Raw genomic sequence first — 18,752 nt, 5'->3', positions numbered from 1 at the left:
GTTCCTTATTTAATCGTGAGTGCGTCTTCAACCAGTGCTTTTTGTTGCTGGTTGTGGACTGAAACATAACCTACAGCAGGTGAAGCCGATGCTTCGCGTCCTGCATAAGTAAGTTTGGCGCCTTCAGGAATCGTTGCCCAAAAGTGGTGCTGACTGTTATACCAGGCACCCTGATTCTGAGGTTCTTCCTGACACCAAACCCAATCTTTTACATGGCTGTAATTCGCCACTACTTTAGCACATTCCTCTGACGGGAAGGGGTAAAGCTGTTCCAGACGAATGATGGCTACGTCTGTTTGTTCATTTTTACGGCGTTGGTCAAGCAGGTCGTAGTAGACTTTACCTGAACACATGACGACTCGTTTGACATCTGCCGGGTCCAGATCGTCAATTTCTCCAATAACATTATGGAAAACGCCCGTTGCTAATTCTTCCAGGGAAGAAGTGGCCTGTGCGTGACGTAGCAATGATTTTGGTGACATTACGATCAGTGGCTTACGCATAGGACGAAGCATCTGCCGCCGAAGCATATTAAATACCTGCGCCGGTGTCGATGGCACACAAACCTGCCAGTTATGATCAGCACATAACTGCAGAAAACGCTCAAGACGGGCTGAACTGTGTTCTGGCCCCTGTCCTTCGTAACCGTGAGGTAACAGCACGGTCAAACCACATAAACGACCCCACTTTGCCTCACCAGAACTTAGGAACTGGTCGAAAACAACCTGGGCACCGTTTGCAAAGTCACCAAACTGCGCTTCCCAAATGGTAAGGCAACTTGGTTCAGCAGTTGCAAAACCATATTCAAAAGCCATTACAGCAGCTTCTGATAGCACGGAATCATAAATTTCTATTTCGCCCTGACCTTCGCGGATATGCTGCAAAGGCATGTAGGTTGAACCATCATTCTGATTATGCAAAACAGCGTGACGATGAAAGAATGTTCCTCGACCGGAATCCTGACCTGTTAAACGAATGCTTGTACCGCGATCAACTAAATCTGCGTAAGCAAGGTTTTCAGCCATACCCCAATCGATACGCTTGTCACCGGCTGTCATCGTCTTACGATCCTGATAAAGCTTATTCACTCGTGACTGAAGCTGCACATCATCGGGATAGCTACTGATTTTTTCGCCCAGCTCTACCAGCTTTTCAATACTGATTTCGTGATCGTATTCAACATCCCAGTCGTGGCCTATGTAGGGAGACCAATCTACTGAATGCTCCGTCATGGGTCGCCACTCATCAACAACACAAGCTCCGTGATCAAGCGCAGCCCGGTAATCTTCAAGCATCTTATCAGCATCACGCTGCTCTATAACCCCTTCAGCTATTAACTGATCGGCATAAAGCACGCGCGTAACCGGATGTTTCTTAATCTTCTGATACATCAATGGCTGAGTAGCATTAGGTTCATCCGCCTCATTGTGGCCGTGACGGCGATAGCAAACCAGATCGATAACTACATCTTTTTTGAATTTATTGCGATATTCCAGCGCCAGCTTAGTAACAAACGCTACCGCTTCCGGGTCATCGGCGTTTACATGAAAAATTGGCGCCTGAACCATTTTTGCAATATCAGTACAATATTGGGTAGAGCGGGCATCTTCCAACTTTGACGTAGTGAAACCTACCTGATTGTTGATTACGATTCTTACTGTACCACCTACGGCAAAACCGCGGGTTTGAGACATGTTAAATGTTTCCTGCACAACCCCCTGCCCGGCAATCGCAGCATCGCCATGGATAGTGATGGGCAACACTCTGCTTGAATCATTATCACGGCGTAGTAAGCGTGCTCGTACTGACCCCATTACAACCGGATTTACAATTTCAAGATGAGAAGGGTTAAACGCTAAGGCAAGATGAACATTACCGCCAGGAGTAGCAAAGTCGGATGAATAACCGGCATGGTATTTTACATCACCAGACCCCAGACTATCATCGTGCTTTCCGGCAAATTCATCAAACAGAACGGAAGGATTTTTACCCAACACATTAACCAGGACATTCAAGCGACCACGGTGAGCCATTCCGACAACCACCTCTTTGGCGCCGGCAGTTCCAGCTTCAGTAATTAGGCCTTTAAGCATGGGAATCAAGGCATCTCCGCCCTCCAGGGAGAATCGCTTAGCCCCTGGAAATTTGGAACTAAGATACTTCTCCATTCCATCAGCGGCAATCAGACCTTTCAATATCTGCTTCTTCTGATCTTTACTTATCTCAGGTTTAGCCTGAACAGACTCAATCTTTTGCTGTAGCCAGCGTTTCTGCTCTGTATCGGTGATATGCATGTATTCCGCACCGATAGAACCGCAATATGTTCGGTTGAGAGACTTAAATAAGTCACCCAGCGTCATCGATTCACCACCATAGGAATACGATCCGGTATTAAACCGAATATCAAAGTCTTCTTCAGACAAATTATGATGGTTTAGTTCTAGATCTCTTACGCGTGGTTGTTCCCACAGACCTAGCGGGTCTAGATTGGCATGTTGGTGGCCGCGAAAACGAAAAGCGTTTATGAGCTGGAGGACTTTTACCTGACGGCCATCAGATGAACTGGAACCTTCATCTGAGGATGGAGTCATTCGTGCCGCGGGGCCCAGAGAAGCGAGTTTTTTGAACTGCTCACGAATAACTGAATGATTTTTTTCTAATTCTGCGCCTTCAACTTTTGGAAGGCCATCGAAGATTTTGCGCCAGGAATCTGAAACACTTTGCGGATCTTCGAGATATGCTTCGTACAACTCCTCGACATAGGCGGCATTGGCGCCAGCCATGTGCGACGAATCCCACCATGCTTTCATCACGCTTTCTTGCATTTTTGTGCCTTGCTACGTTTTATAGAAACTGAAATAACACGAGACGCTATTATGACTGTTATATACAACAGAACCAACCATTTAGGCCACGTATATAAAAAAATAGCCATCCGCTACCGGATGGCCATTTAGAGCATCACAATCTGTAAAGCCTATCTTTACAGAAAAATAACTAAACAGCCCGCTGTAACAGCATTGACTTGATCTGGCCAATCGCTTTGGTCGGGTTCAAGCCTTTCGGACAAACGCTTACACAATTCATGATGCTGTGGCAACGGAATACGCTGAAAGCATCATCAAGATCGTTAAGACGTTCTTCTGTCGCTGTATCACGGCTATCGATTAAGAAGCGATAAGCGTGCAACAAACCTGCCGGGCCAATAAACTTGTCTGGATTCCACCAAAACGATGGACAGGACGACGAACAACATGCGCATAAAATACACTCGTACAGCCCGTCAAGTTTTGCGCGTTCTTCAGGTGATTGCAAGTGCTCGCGAGCAGGCGGCTGTCTTGCATCATTAATAAGAAACGGCTTGACCTTTTCGTACTGTGTATAGAACTGTGTCATATCAACAACCAGATCGCGCACCACCGGTAAACCAGGTAATGGGCGAACAACAATCTTACCTTTACCCAACGCTGATACCGGCGTTATGCAGGCAAGACCATTTTTGCCGTTCATATTTACACCATCAGAACCACACACGCCCTCCCGACAGGAGCGGCGAAGTGACAGAGTCGGGTCCTGCTCTTTCAGCTTTAGCAGCACGTCCAGCACCATCAGATCAACGCCGTCTTCAACTTCCAGTTGATAATCCTGCATATGCGGAGCGTCATCAACTTCAGGGTTGTATCGATAAATTGAAACATCTAGCTTCATAACTGGTAACCTCTCTTAGTATGAGCGCGCTTTAGGCGGGAATGTTTCCCTTAGCTTGGGTGACATATTCACCTCACGCTTCAACATTGATTCATCTTCCGGACGATAAATGGAGTGACACAACCAGTTATCATCATCGCGATCCGGATAGTCAAAACGACTATGCGCGCCACGACTTTCAGTTCGGAAGTTTGCTGCTACTGCTGTGCTGTACGCGGTTTCCATCAAGTTATCTAATTCCAGACACTCAATACGCTGGGTGTTGAAATCTTTACTTTTATCGTCCAAACGAGCATTGTGCAAGCGCTCACGAATTTCACGCAGCTCTTTGAGGCCATCGGCCATAGCATCCCCTTCCCGGAATACTGAGAAGTTAAGCTGCATGCACTCCTGCATATCTTTTTTGATCTGAACCGGGTCTTCACCCTTGCCCTTCTCTGAATTCTCCCAGCGGTTGAACCGGGACATTGCTGCGTCGAGATCTGATTCACTGGCGTCGCGGCTAGGATCCATCTCATCTAACTTTTCACCCAAGTGTAAACCTGTGGCGCGACCGAACACAACCAAATCAAGCAGTGAGTTCCCGCCCAAGCGGTTAGCACCGTGAACCGACACACATGCTATTTCTCCGCAAGCGAAGAGGCCTTTAACAATGTGCTCTTTACCATTCTCATCAACGCGCAACGCCTGACCATCTACATTGGTAGGAATACCACCCATCATGTAATGACAGGTTGGAATAACTGGTATAGGCTCTTTAACAGGGTCAACGTGCGCAAATGTTCTGGACAGCTCCAGGATGCCCGGCAACCGTGACTCAAGCACATCTTTACCTAGATGATCCAGCTTAAGTTTTATGTGCTTACCCTGTGGTCCATCGCAACCACGGCCTTCACGAATTTCTGTCATCATTGAACGGGCGACGACATCACGTCCAGCCAAATCTTTAGCATTTGGCGCATATCGTTCCATGAAGCGTTCACCGTCTTTGTTAAGCAGATAACCACCTTCACCACGACAACCTTCGGTAACCAGTGTTCCGGCGCCTGCTATACCAGTTGGATGGAACTGCCACATCTCCATATCCTGAAGCGATACACCAGCGCGCATAGCCATACCGATACCATCTCCGGTATTGATGTGGGCATTAGTAGTCGACGCGTAAATTCGACCCGCTCCACCTGTGGCCAACACCACAGCCCGAGCTTTAAAGTAAACTATCTGGCCGGTTTCAATATCAATAGCTGTACAGCCTACGATGTCACCGTCCTGATTTTTAACCAAATCCAGTGCATACCATTCACTGAAAACTTTTGTCTTATTTTTGACATTTTGCTGATAAAGCAAATGAAGCAGCGCATGACCGGTACGATCAGCAGCGGCAGCCGTTCTAGCCGCCTGTTCGCCGCCAAAGTTTTTTGACTGGCCACCAAACGGACGCTGATACACCTTGCCGTTTTCAAAACGCGAGAATGGCAGCCCCATGTTTTCCATTTCAAGAATTGCTTTGGGACCGGTATTACACATGTATTCTATCGCATCCTGATCACCAATATAATCAGAACCTTTAACGGTATCATACATGTGCCATTCCCAGTTATCTTCATGGGAATTGCCCAACGCTACTGTAATACCACCCTGTGCAGAAACAGTGTGAGAGCGAGTTGGAAATACTTTAGAAAGCAGTGCGCAGGATTTCCCCGACTGCGATATTTGCAGTGCAGCACGCATACCTGCACCGCCAGCGCCAACGACGATGGCGTCAAATTCATGTACTGGTAAACTCATATTACACACCCCACAGAACAAACAGACCAACTAAAACATAAGCGAAAGCGATCAGGTTCAAAATCCACTGGAGCAGGCCGCGAACTTTTACTGACTTAATATAATCCGTCAATACCTGCCACAAACCGATTCGAACGTGAATCATGATGGAAATCAAAGTCGCCAGCGTAAATACCTTCATCGCCAGACCAGAAAAAAGCCCCTGCCATTCGGTGAAGGTAATGTTATCGGTAGTGATGAAAAACCACGTCATAAGGATAGTAAACGCAAGAATGATTACCGCGGTGGTGCGCAGTGATACATAGTCCTGGACGCCATTGCGTTTTACACTTGCCTGATTCGTTACCATAGTACTACTCCCAATACGATGGTCAGGATAATCCACAGCGCAATAATTGCTTTAGCACTGATATTTCCTGAATCCAATTCTTCCCAATAACCCATATCCATTACCATATGACGAACACCGCCAAGTATATGGTAAGTCAATGCTGATAAGGTGCCGATCGCAATTATCTTACCGAAGACGCCAGCCATAAGGCTTTGAACCTGTTCGAACCCTTCAGGTGACGATACTGATACCGCCCAAGCCCAGATTACAAACAGCAACGCAAAAAACATTGCGACGCCGGTGATACGGTGAAGAATAGACGAAATAGCAGAGGGAGGAAATTTAATGGTATTGAGCTCTAAATTTACTGGTCTTTGCTTTTTCACAATGTATGCCTGTTATATCCGTAGGGACAATGAACCACTCGTTATTTTTATGTCCTGAGCAAGCGATTCAATTTATTAATGTTAATTATCTCATCCATTGAGTTGTTAACAATTTGTGAACTATAAGTTACTTGAAACACAAGGATGTTCTCTCCCGTTTTCAAGCTGGTTTGAGTATATCTACCGCATTGTATAATTACAATTTTTTGTCGCTCTATTCGACCAGAGCGTAATTAGCAGATATAAATATGCCTCTTTGTCAAAAACTGATCAGAACGTACCATAACTAAAGTATAAATCCGGTGCCAGATAATCACTGAACCTGGTGATATAGCCGCTACTGCAGGTTAAAGAGAAACGATAAGCTTCGGGGGCAGGCTAAGACTATAGTACACCGTTCTGTCAACGACAGCGGGATTCGTCTTTATTTTATGGCTTTAAATACGTTTTCGCCGTGAAGTTTTTTTAATCGATATAAAAGCCGTAAAGTGGTCATAATGTATATCACCACAGACAATCTAGAATATTAATTGTACAAATATGCATTTAAATTGACTTCTGCATGCAGAATAAAGTACAAATACGCCACTTTTCCCAGCAAGACGTCGAATTTTTGATGATGTTGCTGAAAACAGAACCATTCTGAGGAGAGCAATTTATGGCAGATCAGAAAGCCATTTTAAAAGCCGGTGATAAGGAAATCGAACTTCCGATTTATTCCGGTACCGAAGGACAAGACGTTATCGATGTACGTTCATTAGGCGCACAAGGGTATTTCACGTTCGACCCAGGCTTTATGGTCACAGGTTCTTGCGAGTCCGAGATTACCTATATTGACGGTGCTAATGGTGTGTTATTGCATCGGGGCTACCCTATTGAAGAACTAGCTCGCGATGCCAGCTACTTAGAAGTGTGCTATTTGCTGCTAAACGGTGAAGCACCGAGTAAAGAACAGCACGAGGAATTTCGCTCAACAATTACTCGCCATACTATGGTGCATGAGCAAATTAACATGTTCTTTCACGGTTTTCGTAACGATGCCCATCCAATGGCTATGTTATGCGGGACTGTGGGCGCGATGTCGTCGTTTTATCACAGCGATCTTGATGTTTCTAATCCAGAAGAACGGATGCGCAGCGCGCACCGTCTAATCGCTAAGATGCCCACATTGGTGGCAATGTGTTACAAGTACAACATTGGACAGCCCTTTGTTTACCCGAGTAACGATATGAGCTACGCTGCCAACTTTTTGAACATGATGTTCTCTGTTCCTGCAGAAGACTACGAAATTAGTCCGGCTGTAGAGCGTGCAATGGACCGTATCTTTACACTGCATGCAGACCATGAGCAGAACGCGTCTACCTCAACTGTTCGACTGGCGGGCTCTTCGGGTGCCAACCCTTATGCCTGCATAGCGGCAGGTGTTGCTTCGTTATGGGGGCCTGCGCACGGTGGTGCCAACGAAGCATGTCTGAATATGCTTGAAGAAATTGGCAGTGTTGATCGCATTCCAGAGTTTATCGAGCGAGCTAAAGACAAAAACGATCCATTCCGTTTAATGGGCTTTGGTCACCGTGTTTATAAGAACTATGATCCTCGTGCCACTGTAATGCGTGAAAGCTGTCACGAAGTGCTCAAAGAGTTAGATGTTCAGGATCCATTGTTGGATGTGGCCATGGAACTGGAGCGCATTGCCCTTGAAGATGAATATTTCACAGAGAAAAAACTGTTCCCTAACGTGGACTTCTACTCTGGAATTATCCTCAAAGCCATTGGCATTCCTACCAATATGTTCACGTGTATTTTTGCACTGTCACGCACGGTTGGCTGGATTTCGCATTGGCATGAAATGATGAGCGACTCCAAACAAAAAATTGGTCGTCCTCGTCAACTTTACAAAGGTTACAGTCAGCGTAAATTCAGCCCTATTAATAAATAGCGCGTTTTTTCCAGACCAGACCATTTAAATAGCGCCTTCATGGCGCTATTTTTGTTTAATCTCGTCAACAATAGTGACAAGGAGGCATTATCATGCCCTATCCGGCTTTATTTCTGGGTATTGCGGGACTCATTCCTTTTATTGGGTTACCAGTATTCGCGCTGCTGGGCGTAATGGGCGTTTATGAAGCAACCCATTATTTCACGCTTTATTCAGCAGTATTACTCTCGTTTTTTGGCGGGATACACTGGTATGATGCCATTTCCGGTGGTAAGACAAATCATCAGTTATATGTCGCTATGCTGCCAACAATCGTTGGATGGCTGTGTTTGATTTTGGGCAGCGATATCCGCACGTTGGGAATTTTATCGCTATCATATCTAGCAATACTGATTTATGACAAATACACTCTCGCTTTACCGAAAGAGCAGATAATGAGTTACATCACCTTCAGAGTTGGTTTAACCACTGTGGTGGTTCTGGCCCATGCTGTAATGATTTTCATGCTCCGATAAAAAAAAGGCACCATGAGGTGCCTTTTTTTATCATTCAGCCCGAATGATGCTCAACAACTCTGCGGTTTTTTGTTCCATAAGAGGAATATCTCCCCGGGACTCGACATTTAACCTGATCACCGGCTCGGTATTTGATTTACGCAAGTTAAACCGCCATTTTTCAAATTCAAGCCCGATGCCATCAGTGTCATCGACAACCAGAGCATCAGATTTATATTTCGCCATTACGCGTGCCAGAGCAGCATCAGCATCTTTAAGCTTACTGTTAATCTCCCCCGATGAGGGATACTTCATGATGCGTTGTTCTACCATTTCAGACAAGGTCTGCCCCTTGGTACACAGGAGCTCGGCCACTAACAGCCAGGGGATCATACCCGTGTCACAGTAAGCAAAATCCCTGAAATAATGGTGAGCACTCATTTCCCCGCCATAAACCGCATCCTCTTTGCGCATTCTTTCTTTTATAAAGGCATGCCCGGTTTTACACTTAACCGGTCTGCCGCCTCCTTGCGCCACGATATCCTCTGTATTCCAGCAAAGACGAGGATCGTAGATGATAGCGGCCGATGGGTCTTTGTCCAAAAAGGCCTGAGCAAGCAAACCGACAATATAATAGCCCTCGATAAAGTCGCCGTTTGCGTCAAACAAAAAACACCGGTCAAAATCGCCGTCCCAGGCAATACCAAAATCAGCGTTATTTTCTCTGACTGCCTGCGACGTATCAGCGCGGTTTTCAGTCAAAAGCGGATTAGGTATACCATTTGGAAAATCAGGATCTGCATCATGATGGACTTTAATAAACTCGATGGGTATTTTCTTTTCCTGAAACGCTTCTTCCAGTGCATCTATCACTTTACCCGCCGCACCATTACCTGAATTGGCAACAATCCGCAGCGGCGTGAAATTTTTCGAATTAACATAACCAAGGATATGATCAATGTAAGCCTGCATACAGGAGTCCTGACGATATTGCCCCGTCGCTTCAATCTGAGTACGCGAAATATGGCCATTGCCCTGATAAAATGCTGATGGGTCAATGGTCTTGCCTTGCGTAAAATAAGTCAGCCGGCTTTGAACCTCATCACTATCCAAACCCTCCGCGGCCTGTTGTATAGCCTGCAAGCCGGTATCGCCACTGATCGGAATGGAGCCGCTTTTGACCAGCTTCATACCATTATAATTAATAGGATTGTGGCTGGCCGTAACTTCAATACCGCCATCCGCTTTTAAATGCTTAGTGGCAAAGTAGATCTCTTCGGTCCCCGTCATGCCTAAATCAATAACACTGGCACCACCGTCAATAAGGCCTGCACTTAGTGCCAGCTTCAATGGTTCAGAGGTATACCTTACATCCCCACCCACGACTACTGTCCCGGCGGCAAGAACATCAGCAAACGCGTAGCCAATGCGGTAGGCGATATGTTCATCCAACTGTTGGTTAAGTTCGCCCCGGATGTCGTATGCTTTAAAACATGTAATCCTTGTCGTCATCACTTGTCCTGTTTTTCTATGCGACCATAGCGATCTGAAAATCTCACAATGTCATCTTCTCCCAGATATGCACCGGACTGGACTTCAATTAATTCCAGCGGGATCTTGCCCGGATTTTCCAGTGCATGAACCTCACCAATGGGAATATAGGTAGATTCATTTTCAGTGACCATTTTGGTTTTTTCGCCTACGGTTACACTGGCCGTTCCCGATACCACAATCCAATGTTCTGCCCGGTGATGATGCATTTGCACGGAGAGTTTTTCGCCAGGTTTCACCGTTATTCGTTTTACCTGAAAACGCGCGCCGCTATCAATAGAGTCATAACTGCCCCATGGACGGAAAACCTCGCGATGAAATTCAAATTCGGGGCGTTTTTCCGCTTTAAGTCGGTTAACAACCTTTTTTATATCCTGAACATTGTTTTTGTTAGCCACCATGACTGCGTCTTTGGTTTCCACCACCACCACATCATCAAGACCAATAACCGAAATGAGGCGACCTTCAGAATTTATATAGCTATTGTTCACATCTTCTAAAATTGCATCGCCCACCACGGCATTGCCGTTGGCATCTTTATCGGCCACGTCCCATAATGAAGACCAGCTACCAACATCTGACCAGCCCGCGTCCAGGGGCACCATGGCAGCTTTTTCCGTCTTCTCCATAACCGCATAATCGATGGAGTCGTCAGGGCAGGTAGCAAAAATATCGGCGTCGATACGGATAAAGTCCAAATCGTTAGTCTCTGTCTCAATCGCCTGTCTGCATATTTTAAGAATATCAGGGTGGAATTTTTCCAGCTCTTCGATATAGCGGCCCGCTTTAAACATAAACATACCGCTATTCCAAAAATAGTTACCTGACGAGACATATTCCTGAGCGGTTGCCGCATCAGGTTTCTCGACAAATTGCTCGACGGCGAACCCAGGGTCCAGTTCCTGCGCAGCTTTAATATATCCGTACCCGGTATGGGCGCAATCAGGAACAATACCAAAGGTTACCAGATACCCTGATTCAGCAAGATTTTGCGCGTTGTGAACCGCTTTGTGGAACGCGGAGGTGTCTTTGATTAGATGATCAGCGGCAAGCACTAAGAGCACCTCATCAGGATCGCTCTGCAGCGCGTGCAACGCTGCCAGCGCAATAGCAGGAGCCGTATTACGGCCAACTGGCTCGAGCAAAATCCCACCGTGGTCAACATTCTGCTGACGAAGCTGTTCAGCCACCAAAAACCGGTGCGCATCGTTACAGATAACAATTGGTTTGTGGGTTTCCACGCCTTTCAGTCGTGAAAGCGTTTCCTGTAGCATGGACTGCTCCGAGGTTAACGCGAGAAACTGCTTGGGGAGTGCCGCCCGGGATTTGGGCCACAGACGACTACCAGAGCCTCCTGCTAAAATTACTGGTTTCATATTCTGTCCTATAAATTACAGCTACGACGTTTATTTAAAATCATGTTAATAGAGCAATTATGCTCAATCAACGTAACGCCGTGATTAATCGCCATTATTACTACGATAATGATAAAAAAGATGCGTTTAGTACCGTGATCTGGTTCTCTCATGCTTTAGTTGCACAAAAATACCGCGTTAGTCACGCTGTACTGTGATGTCTTTATTAATCAGATTTAGCAACAATCGGACCATTACACCAACGACGAGAACTCCACCAACCTTTTATTTAATTACTCCGGGAATAGTGCATCTCTGCCGTGAGGCTCACTGAGATTAAGTTGTGGACCTAGAGGCACTACTTGTGTTGGATTAATCATCGTGTGACTAAAATAATAGTGCCGTTTGATATGATCAAAATTAACGGTTTCTTCCACCCCTGGATACTGGAACAATTCGCGCAGGTATCCGCTTAACGCGGGAAAGTCGCTAATTTGCTTAAGATTACATTTGAAATGCCCGTGATAGACTGCATCAAACCGAATAAGTGTCGTAAATAAGCGCCAGTCTGCCTCTGTGATTTGATGACCAGCCAGGTAGCGTTGACTCGCCAGGCGCTGCTCAACCGTTTCAAGTGCTCTGAACAATGCCGATACTGCTTCTTCATACGCTTGCTGCGTGGTGGCGAAACCCGCTTTGTAAACGCCATTATTAATGTTGTGGTAAACCAGCGCGTTCACCTGCTCTATTTCTTCCCTTAATGACTCAGGAAAATAATCATCACTATTGCCCGTTATCTGATTAAAAGCACTGTTGAACATTCGGATGATATCTGCAGACTCATTACTGACAATCGTTTGCTGTTTTTTGTCCCACAATAAGGGCACCGTAACCCGAGTAGTAATATGTGGATCCACCCGCGTATACAATTCTCTGAGGTACTGGCTCTGATAAAGGGTATCACCGGTAGCACCCGGATAGCCGGCAAACGTCCAGCCTTCCCCCAGCATTTCAGGAGACACCACCGAAACACTGATATGGGTCTCCAAATTTTTTAGTTTGCGCAAAAGGAGTGTGCGGTGGGCCCAGGGACAGGCAAGTGAAACGTAAAGATGATACCGACCGGATTCAGCCGGGAATTTTGCATCTTCTTCTGCGCTTATCCAATCCCGGAATGTTGCTTCTTCTCGTTTGAACTTGCCACCATTATTGTCAGTGTCATACCACTTATCTTGCCATTCTCCGTTTACCAGTAAACCCATTGTATCCTCTCAGGAAGTTGATATTTCTAATTAACATATCTGTGTAAAACGTCTTTTAGACGGTTTCGGATTGACGATAACCTGCTTATATCCACTTGCAGCAAATTTTCTGTGTCAACGGCTACGTACACATTAGGCTTTTTGTTACACTATCGGCTTTATAAAACCCCTTATACCCAGCAATTTAGCAGGCAGATATGACGGATAAACAACGGTTTGGTGGCATTCAAAGGCTCTACGGTGAAGCCTCAGCGAAACGGCTGGCGCAGTCACATGTGGCCGTTATCGGTATTGGCGGCGTTGGTTCCTGGAGCGCTGAGGCGTTGGCCCGCTCGGGAATTGGCGAGATTACACTTATTGATCTTGATGATGTGTGTGTGACAAATATTAACCGTCAAATTCACGCCCTTGATGAAACTGTGGGTCAACCAAAAGTAGAAATAATGGCTCAGCGTATTTGCAGTATCAATCCTGCCGTCCGTGTTCATGCTGTTGAAGACTTCGTAACACCGGATAACGTGCGCGGTTATATACATGATGGTTTTACAGCCGTGATTGAGGCCACAGATAGTATTCAGGCAAAAGCTGCTATTCTTTACAGTTGTAAACGGCAGAAAATACCGGTGGTGACAGTAGGAGGCGCCGGCGGCCAGATTGACCCGACGCAAATTACCTGTGCCGATCTGGCCAGAACCATTCAGGATCCGCTGGCCGCAAAGCTTCGTTCTGTGCTGCGCCGCGACTACGGTTTCAGTAAAAACACCAAACGGCGCTTTGGTATTGAATGCGTATTCTCTACCGAACAGTTAAGGTATCCTCAACCTGATGGTAGCGTGTGTTTTAATAAGTCAGTGATGGAAAACGGTACACGACTGGATTGTTCGGGTGGTTTTGGTGCAGCAACTACCGTCACGGCTACATTCGGTATGGTTGCCGCCTCGCGCATCATCAATAAGATTACCGGTATTTGAGATATTCCCGTTTAGGAAAAATGACGAATACTAATGGAACAACAAGAACTTGAATTGCTGATGAAAGAGTCAGCGCAAAATGCGGTAGAAACAGCCAAAACAGTATTTGATATTGAGCTTGATTTCACCCGCCAAAGTGTCCAGCTCGTTGATGACATCATCCTTATGTTTCTTGAGAAGTTTAAAGATGAGGCGTTGGAAGACACGGCAGTTTTTACAATATGTAATATTTATGGAGCCTATTTAGGGGAAGTCTTCCGTCAAGAATTGGGTGGTCTGTGGAAATATGAGAATGCAGATTCCGATGAGCCTCACGTTTTGCTCGCCCTCGGTGATAGAGCTTACGCCTTTGCAGGTATTTGTTATCAGCGACTGGTAAATGATAGTCAGATAAGTGTATACCGCTATTTTGAAAAAGCCCGTCAGAATCATACAAATTAACCCAACCGTTGCGTTACTTTTTCCAGTCTTGCAGCATCAGGGCGACATGCTTACTCTTAAACATCAATGTCGCCAGCGTAAAAAGCGCGCAGATTTGACCGGCCATCACCGGTTGAAAATACCAGTGAGTGCCAGCGAGTTGCAGCAAGACTACAGTCAGGCTTCCGGCAACACCGCCAACGGTTAACCAGGGAATCAGACGGTACCAGTTTATCAATGATTTTTTCCATAACCGCTGCCGGTTACCTAATAGCAAAGCAGTAATAATAAACGGCAGAGTCACCGCAAGTTTGTACCACAGCAGCGAACGATCTGGAAAAAACAATCCCAGCAACTGTGAGGTATGCTGGCGACTTGCCACTGAAAAAATAAAGAAAGTCCAGTCGACGCTATTTATCAGTAACAACCAGTACAGCCACCTGGGCGGTTTAATAATGCCAGCGTCATCATAACAATGGAGAGGTAAAGGCAAAGCAGCCATGGTAATTCGTCAGCGAAGATAAAACTGTTAGAGCCTATGGTAAACGAGACGTAGTGAAATACAACGTACAGCACGGCGGTTTCTTAATTTTATTCACTGTTTGAGGGTGAGTGATGCACGTTCTTGATGGTACAATTACCGTATCAGGCATTTAACGTAAAGTTTTCCATGACAGTAGAGAAATTTTCTCCTAACCCCACCACCACATTGAGTACCCCAGTTAAGGTATTGCAGGCTGACCAGACGCAACGTGCTAAACAAACTGCAGATTCCAGAATTGGCTTTATCAGTCTGGGTTGTCCTAAAAATCTGGTCGATTCTGAGCGGATTTTGACACAGCTACGCACTGAAGGCTATGACGTCGTGCCAACCTTTAATGATGCTGACTTAGTTATTGTGAATACCTGTGGCTTCATTGATGCAGCAGTGCAGGAGTCGCTGGATACTATTGGCGAAGCACTGGCCGAAAATGGCAGAGTTATTGTAACTGGCTGTCTGGGTATCAAAGACGACGAGATTCGTGAGGTACATCCGAATGTATTGGCAGTCACCGGCCCTCATGCATATGAAGAGGTCGTTAACCAGGTCCATCAACACTTGCCGAAACCTGAGTTCAACCCCTATGCCGACCTGGTGCCGGATCATGGTGTGAAATTGACCCCCCGTCATTATGCTTACCTGAAAATATCCGAAGGCTGCAATCACAAATGCACATTTTGCATTATTCCCTCGATGCGGGGCAAACTGAACAGCCGCCCGGTTGGAGAGATTCTTGACGAAGCCAAACGGCTCAAAGCTGGCGGTGTAAATGAATTACTGGTTATTTCACAGGACACCAGCGCTTATGGTGTAGACGTAAAGCATCGGACTGGCTTTTGGAATGGTATGCCGGTAAAAACACACTTGCAGCAGCTTTGTCAGAAACTTGGGGAGCTCGATATGTGGGTGCGCCTGCATTATGTGTATCCCTATCCCCATGTGGATGATTTAATACCACTGATGAATGAAGGTCGTATTCTGCCCTACTTAGATATTCCGTTGCAGCATGCCAGTAAGCGAATACTTAAACTGATGAAACGACCTGGTAGTGCCGATCGTACCCTTGAACGAATTAAAAAATGGCGTGAGATTTGTCCTGAACTTATTCTACGCTCAACCTTTATTGTGGGATTTCCCGGCGAGACGGATGAAGAATTTGAAGAGCTTTTGACCTTCATTCAGGAAGCACAACTTGATCGTGTTGGCTGCTTTATGTATTCACCGGTTGAAGGTGCTGTGGCCAATGGATTACCGGATCCGGTTGCCGAGTCAGTAAAACAGGAACGTCATGCCCGCTTTATGGAAATTCAGGGGCGGATCAGTGCAGAACGACTGCAGCAACGCATTGGCAGAGAATATCAAATTGTAATTGACAGTGTGGACAGCGAAGGCGCCGTTGGCAGAACCTTTGCTGATGCGCCGGAAGTGGATGGCGTGGTACATTTAAACGGCATTTATGATGTAAAACCTGGTGACCGGTTATGGGCTGAGATTATTCACGCTGATGAGCATGATATCTGGGCTGTACCTGTTGAAGACACAGAATAAACACAAAAAAACGGCGGCATTAAAGCCGCCTTACTAATTCATGTTTTTCAATTTACTCACCACGGAGCTGGTTCCCGCAGCACCGGCTTTGGTGGCACCGCCAACCAGCCAAATCTGGTCATCGAGCACGACTGCGCCTAAACCATGCCTGGGCACGGGCATGGTGGAAATCTGCCCCCACTTTTTACGAGCAATATCGTAACGCCATACCTCGGAAAAAACCCCGCCTTCATCAACAAAGTGTTCACCGCCAAATACATAAATACTGTGACGATATGCCACACATGCAAGTCCTGCTTGTTTTTGCGGCAACGGCTTGAGTGTTTTCCAACGGGCAGTGGTTGGATCGTACATTTCATGGGTGTCCAGGTTACCACCACCAACCTGGCGGCCCCCTATCACATGGATTTTACCCATATAGGTTACCGCGCAAGCACTATTTCTGGGGGTAGGCAGAGGGGTGGCAGTTTTCCATACACCCGCTGTGGCATCATAGATACCATGCCAGTCAGTATCATTGTGATCGTGCCAGCGTCCGTTGGCCCTTCCCTTAATTGTTCGTCCACCAATCAGATGTAGCTTGTCGTTAAGCATTACCGCGACGGTTTCTGACAATGCTACTGGCATCGGGCTTTTCTGTTCCCAGCTTTGCGTCGCTTTATCAAAACGCAGTACGGTATCTGTATTGACCCACTGCCCGCCACCGGCCGTTATAAACCCGCCAAATGACCACAACGCGTTATCTTCAGCCACCAGCATAGCATGATGACGAGGCTCAGGAAGAGGTGGCAGCGTTTGCCATTTACCTGTCTTGGCGTCTAACTGATAAACGTTATCGCGAACAACAATACCGTTTTTACTTTCGCTTAACCCACCAGCGACATAAATGCTTGACTTGTTCACCGCCGGGTAAATTTCCTGAACTTTGACGGGCAGAGAAGGACCTGCAGACCAGTAATGATCAACCGCCGCCTGACCAGAAGTTGCAGTAAAGAGGAACGTACACCATAACATCACTACCCGCTTTACCATGGCAGTATCTCACCATTTGCATGATAAAATATACCTGTTGATGCCAGGTCCAAGTCGTCTAAACGTTGCATGAGACCAGCGGCAGCCGTAGCTGTATCCACGTCGCCAGCGTTGTTGACCATATCAGTTTGCACAAATCCGGGATGCAGTAACGCGACCGCTATGCCGCGGTTCTTGACATCATTCGCCAACGACACGCCGGCGGCATTTAATGCTGCTTTTGACATCCTGTAACCATAGTAACCCCCGGACCCATTATCCGTCATCGAGCCCATACGACTAGTGATAAGGCCAATTTTACTGCCTGAATGCATGTTAGGTAATAGTGTCTGAGTCACCAATAAAGGACCCAGGGCATTCACTCTGAATTGATAATCAATTGTTGCCGGCTCCCAGTCAGACAGTGATTCTCTACCCAATACCCCGGCATTGTTGATTAATATATCAATCTCAACTCCCGTGAGCGGCTCTAAGCTGGTCGACAGGCTGTCGGGATTACCGATATCCACACCACATATCACTTTTGCATTGAGACTGTTAAGCTCATCACTGCTGTTACGGCACAATGCATAAACATGGTCACCGCGGCCGATATATGCCTTGGTCAGAGCGAGCCCAATCCCCCGGTTTGCGCCTGTTATCACAATGTTCATAGTATTAATGTCCCTGAGTGGCTGCCAAATCTTTAAGTAGTGCTTCTAAATCCGCCGGAGTATCGATACCCACAGGCGGTGGGGCGGTTGCTACGTCAACATGTATTTTATCGCCGTACCACAGGGCTCTGAGTTGTTCCAGTGACTCAGTAAGCTCTAAACCAGTCGTAGCGTAACTGACATATTGTTTGATATAACCTGCGGTATACGCATATAAGCCAATATGACGCAGATAATCAGATGGATTCGCTGTGGCCGGTTCTTTTAAAAAGGCGGCACGGTCAAACGGGATAGCCGACCGGGAAAAGTAGAGCGCTTCGCCCTGAGCATTGACCACTACCTTTACCATGTTCGGATTAGCGATATCTTCTGCACTCGTGAAGGGTGTTGCCAGCGTAGCCATACTGGCCTGACCATTATTAGCGAGATTTACCGCTACCTGTCGAATATTCTGTGCAGGCACAAAGGGCTCATCACCCTGAACATTAACCACAACTGATTCATCGGGTAACCCCAGCTGATTGACCACTTCCGCCAGACGCTCTGTTCCTGAGTTATGGTCAGGATGTGTCATACACACTTCACAAAGCGGTCTTGCCACTGAGGCAATATCCTCGTTATCCGTGGCGAGAATCACCCGCTGAGCGCCGGCTTCATACCCGCGCTCAATCACGTGCTGCACCATGGGCCGGCCATTAATATCAGCCAGAGGCTTTCCCGGAAACCTTGTAGAGCCGTACCTTGCGGGTATAATCACAACAAAAGACATCATT

17 protein-coding genes are annotated in these 18,752 nt (G+C 46.5%); 5 read left to right on the top strand and 12 right to left on the bottom strand.

Features of this window, described 5'->3' with window-relative positions; translation table 11 throughout:
* Window positions 1–5: 5 nt before the first annotated feature.
* From F458_RS0101825 to sdhC, 5 genes are all read right to left on the bottom strand, one after another.
* The gene (locus F458_RS0101825; protein WP_018981666.1) at window positions 6–2,825 is read right to left on the bottom strand and encodes a 2-oxoglutarate dehydrogenase E1 component; all 2,820 of its coding nucleotides are present in this window, start codon (window positions 2,823–2,825) and stop codon (window positions 6–8) included.
* Between the two features lie 172 nt (window positions 2,826–2,997).
* Window positions 2,998–3,708: a succinate dehydrogenase iron-sulfur subunit gene (locus tag F458_RS0101820; RefSeq protein ID WP_018981665.1), complete on the bottom strand. Its 711-nt coding sequence runs from the start codon at window positions 3,706–3,708 to the stop codon at window positions 2,998–3,000.
* A gap of 15 nt (window positions 3,709–3,723) precedes the next feature.
* The gene (gene sdhA / locus F458_RS0101815; RefSeq protein ID WP_018981664.1) at window positions 3,724–5,496 is read right to left on the bottom strand and encodes a succinate dehydrogenase flavoprotein subunit; all 1,773 of its coding nucleotides are present in this window, start codon (window positions 5,494–5,496) and stop codon (window positions 3,724–3,726) included.
* A gap of 1 nt (window position 5,497) precedes the next feature.
* Window positions 5,498–5,845, bottom strand: coding sequence for a succinate dehydrogenase, hydrophobic membrane anchor protein (gene sdhD, locus F458_RS0101810; protein WP_018981663.1), 348 nt, complete (start codon window positions 5,843–5,845; stop codon window positions 5,498–5,500).
* Window positions 5,839–6,213: a succinate dehydrogenase, cytochrome b556 subunit gene (gene sdhC / locus F458_RS0101805; RefSeq protein ID WP_018981662.1), complete on the bottom strand. Its 375-nt coding sequence runs from the start codon at window positions 6,211–6,213 to the stop codon at window positions 5,839–5,841. The genes sdhD and sdhC overlap by 7 nt, the downstream gene beginning before the upstream one ends.
* Window positions 6,214–6,871: 658 nt before the next feature.
* On the opposite strand from sdhC, the gene gltA reads away from it, so the two are divergent.
* Together gltA and F458_RS0101795 are read left to right on the top strand one after the other, a co-directional pair.
* On the top strand, window positions 6,872–8,152 hold the full coding sequence (gene gltA / locus F458_RS0101800) for a citrate synthase (protein WP_018981661.1): 1,281 nt from the start codon (window positions 6,872–6,874) through the stop codon (window positions 8,150–8,152).
* 92 nt (window positions 8,153–8,244) lie between these two features.
* Window positions 8,245–8,667 carry a DUF3429 domain-containing protein gene (locus F458_RS0101795; RefSeq protein WP_018981660.1) on the top strand — a complete coding sequence of 141 codons (423 nt, stop codon included), beginning with the start codon at window positions 8,245–8,247 and terminating at the stop codon, window positions 8,665–8,667.
* A 30-nt stretch (window positions 8,668–8,697) separates the two neighbouring features.
* On the opposite strand, the gene F458_RS0101790 is transcribed toward F458_RS0101795, so the two are convergent.
* From F458_RS0101790 to F458_RS0101775, 3 genes are all read right to left on the bottom strand, one after another.
* A complete protein-coding gene (locus F458_RS0101790) occupies window positions 8,698–10,158 on the bottom strand; it encodes a phosphohexomutase domain-containing protein (protein ID WP_018981659.1) in 1,461 nt (486 codons plus the stop codon).
* Complete coding sequence (locus F458_RS0101785; RefSeq protein ID WP_018981658.1) at window positions 10,158–11,573, bottom strand: mannose-1-phosphate guanylyltransferase/mannose-6-phosphate isomerase; 1,416 nt, start codon at window positions 11,571–11,573, stop codon at window positions 10,158–10,160. The genes F458_RS0101790 and F458_RS0101785 overlap by 1 nt, the downstream gene beginning before the upstream one ends.
* Before the next feature lie 272 nt (window positions 11,574–11,845).
* Complete coding sequence (locus tag F458_RS0101775) at window positions 11,846–12,814, bottom strand: glutathione S-transferase family protein (RefSeq protein ID WP_018981657.1); 969 nt, start codon at window positions 12,812–12,814, stop codon at window positions 11,846–11,848.
* Between the two features lie 197 nt (window positions 12,815–13,011).
* Here F458_RS0101775 and tcdA point away from each other — a divergent pair, with 197 nt between their 5' ends.
* A complete protein-coding gene (gene tcdA, locus F458_RS0101770; protein WP_018981656.1) occupies window positions 13,012–13,785 on the top strand; it encodes a tRNA cyclic N6-threonylcarbamoyladenosine(37) synthase TcdA in 774 nt (257 codons plus the stop codon).
* 33 nt (window positions 13,786–13,818) lie between these two features.
* The gene (locus tag F458_RS0101765) at window positions 13,819–14,226 is read left to right on the top strand and encodes a hypothetical protein (protein ID WP_018981655.1); all 408 of its coding nucleotides are present in this window, start codon (window positions 13,819–13,821) and stop codon (window positions 14,224–14,226) included.
* A 13-nt stretch (window positions 14,227–14,239) separates the two neighbouring features.
* On the opposite strand, the gene F458_RS0101760 is transcribed toward F458_RS0101765, so the two are convergent.
* Window positions 14,240–14,707, bottom strand: a complete 468-nt coding sequence (locus tag F458_RS0101760) for a DUF2919 family protein (protein WP_018981654.1) — start codon at window positions 14,705–14,707, stop codon at window positions 14,240–14,242.
* A gap of 168 nt (window positions 14,708–14,875) precedes the next feature.
* On the opposite strand from F458_RS0101760, the gene rimO reads away from it, so the two are divergent.
* Window positions 14,876–16,294, top strand: a complete 1,419-nt coding sequence (rimO, locus tag F458_RS0101755) for a 30S ribosomal protein S12 methylthiotransferase RimO (protein WP_026294418.1) — start codon at window positions 14,876–14,878, stop codon at window positions 16,292–16,294.
* Between the two features lie 33 nt (window positions 16,295–16,327).
* On the opposite strand, the gene F458_RS0101750 is transcribed toward rimO, so the two are convergent.
* From F458_RS0101750 to kdsB, 3 genes are read right to left on the bottom strand one after another with little or no spacing between them, the layout of a single operon-like run.
* Entirely contained in the window at window positions 16,328–17,326 is a 999-nt protein-coding gene (locus tag F458_RS0101750) for a Kelch repeat-containing protein (RefSeq protein WP_018981652.1), read from the bottom strand.
* A complete protein-coding gene (locus F458_RS0101745; RefSeq protein ID WP_018981651.1) occupies window positions 17,320–17,979 on the bottom strand; it encodes an SDR family oxidoreductase in 660 nt (219 codons plus the stop codon). Before F458_RS0101745 ends, F458_RS0101750 begins: the two co-directional genes overlap by 7 nt.
* 4 nt (window positions 17,980–17,983) lie before the next feature.
* On the bottom strand, window positions 17,984–18,748 hold the full coding sequence (gene kdsB, locus F458_RS0101740; protein ID WP_026294417.1) for a 3-deoxy-manno-octulosonate cytidylyltransferase: 765 nt from the start codon (window positions 18,746–18,748) through the stop codon (window positions 17,984–17,986).
* Window positions 18,749–18,752: the final 4 nt, after the last annotated feature.

The organism is Salinimonas chungwhensis DSM 16280 (genome assembly GCF_000378185.1).
GTDB lineage: Bacteria > Pseudomonadota > Gammaproteobacteria > Enterobacterales > Alteromonadaceae > Alteromonas > Alteromonas chungwhensis.
Note: the sequence above shows the minus strand (reverse complement) of the source record. Positions and strands in the feature narration are given on the sequence as shown.

What these genes read in the sequence shown, in the direction of transcription:
- F458_RS0101760 (WP_018981654.1), bottom strand. Translation starts at nt 14,707, where the DNA reads ATGGCTGCTTTGCCTTTACCTCTCCATTGTTATGATGACGCTGGCATT.
- tcdA (WP_018981656.1), top strand. Translation starts at nt 13,012, where the DNA reads ATGACGGATAAACAACGGTTTGGTGGCATTCAAAGGCTCTACGGTGAA.
- F458_RS0101765 (WP_018981655.1), top strand. Translation starts at nt 13,819, where the DNA reads ATGGAACAACAAGAACTTGAATTGCTGATGAAAGAGTCAGCGCAAAAT.
- rimO (WP_026294418.1), top strand. Translation starts at nt 14,876, where the DNA reads ATGACAGTAGAGAAATTTTCTCCTAACCCCACCACCACATTGAGTACC.
- F458_RS0101825 (WP_018981666.1), bottom strand. Translation starts at nt 2,825, where the DNA reads ATGCAAGAAAGCGTGATGAAAGCATGGTGGGATTCGTCGCACATGGCT.
- F458_RS0101790 (WP_018981659.1), bottom strand. Translation starts at nt 10,158, where the DNA reads ATGACGACAAGGATTACATGTTTTAAAGCATACGACATCCGGGGCGAA.
- gltA (WP_018981661.1), top strand. Translation starts at nt 6,872, where the DNA reads ATGGCAGATCAGAAAGCCATTTTAAAAGCCGGTGATAAGGAAATCGAA.
- F458_RS0101785 (WP_018981658.1), bottom strand. Translation starts at nt 11,573, where the DNA reads ATGAAACCAGTAATTTTAGCAGGAGGCTCTGGTAGTCGTCTGTGGCCC.
- sdhD (WP_018981663.1), bottom strand. Translation starts at nt 5,845, where the DNA reads ATGGTAACGAATCAGGCAAGTGTAAAACGCAATGGCGTCCAGGACTAT.
- F458_RS0101745 (WP_018981651.1), bottom strand. Translation starts at nt 17,979, where the DNA reads ATGAACATTGTGATAACAGGCGCAAACCGGGGGATTGGGCTCGCTCTG.
- F458_RS0101820 (WP_018981665.1), bottom strand. Translation starts at nt 3,708, where the DNA reads ATGAAGCTAGATGTTTCAATTTATCGATACAACCCTGAAGTTGATGAC.
- kdsB (WP_026294417.1), bottom strand. Translation starts at nt 18,748, where the DNA reads ATGTCTTTTGTTGTGATTATACCCGCAAGGTACGGCTCTACAAGGTTT.
- F458_RS0101795 (WP_018981660.1), top strand. Translation starts at nt 8,245, where the DNA reads ATGCCCTATCCGGCTTTATTTCTGGGTATTGCGGGACTCATTCCTTTT.
- F458_RS0101775 (WP_018981657.1), bottom strand. Translation starts at nt 12,814, where the DNA reads ATGGGTTTACTGGTAAACGGAGAATGGCAAGATAAGTGGTATGACACT.
- sdhA (WP_018981664.1), bottom strand. Translation starts at nt 5,496, where the DNA reads ATGAGTTTACCAGTACATGAATTTGACGCCATCGTCGTTGGCGCTGGC.
- F458_RS0101750 (WP_018981652.1), bottom strand. Translation starts at nt 17,326, where the DNA reads ATGGTAAAGCGGGTAGTGATGTTATGGTGTACGTTCCTCTTTACTGCA.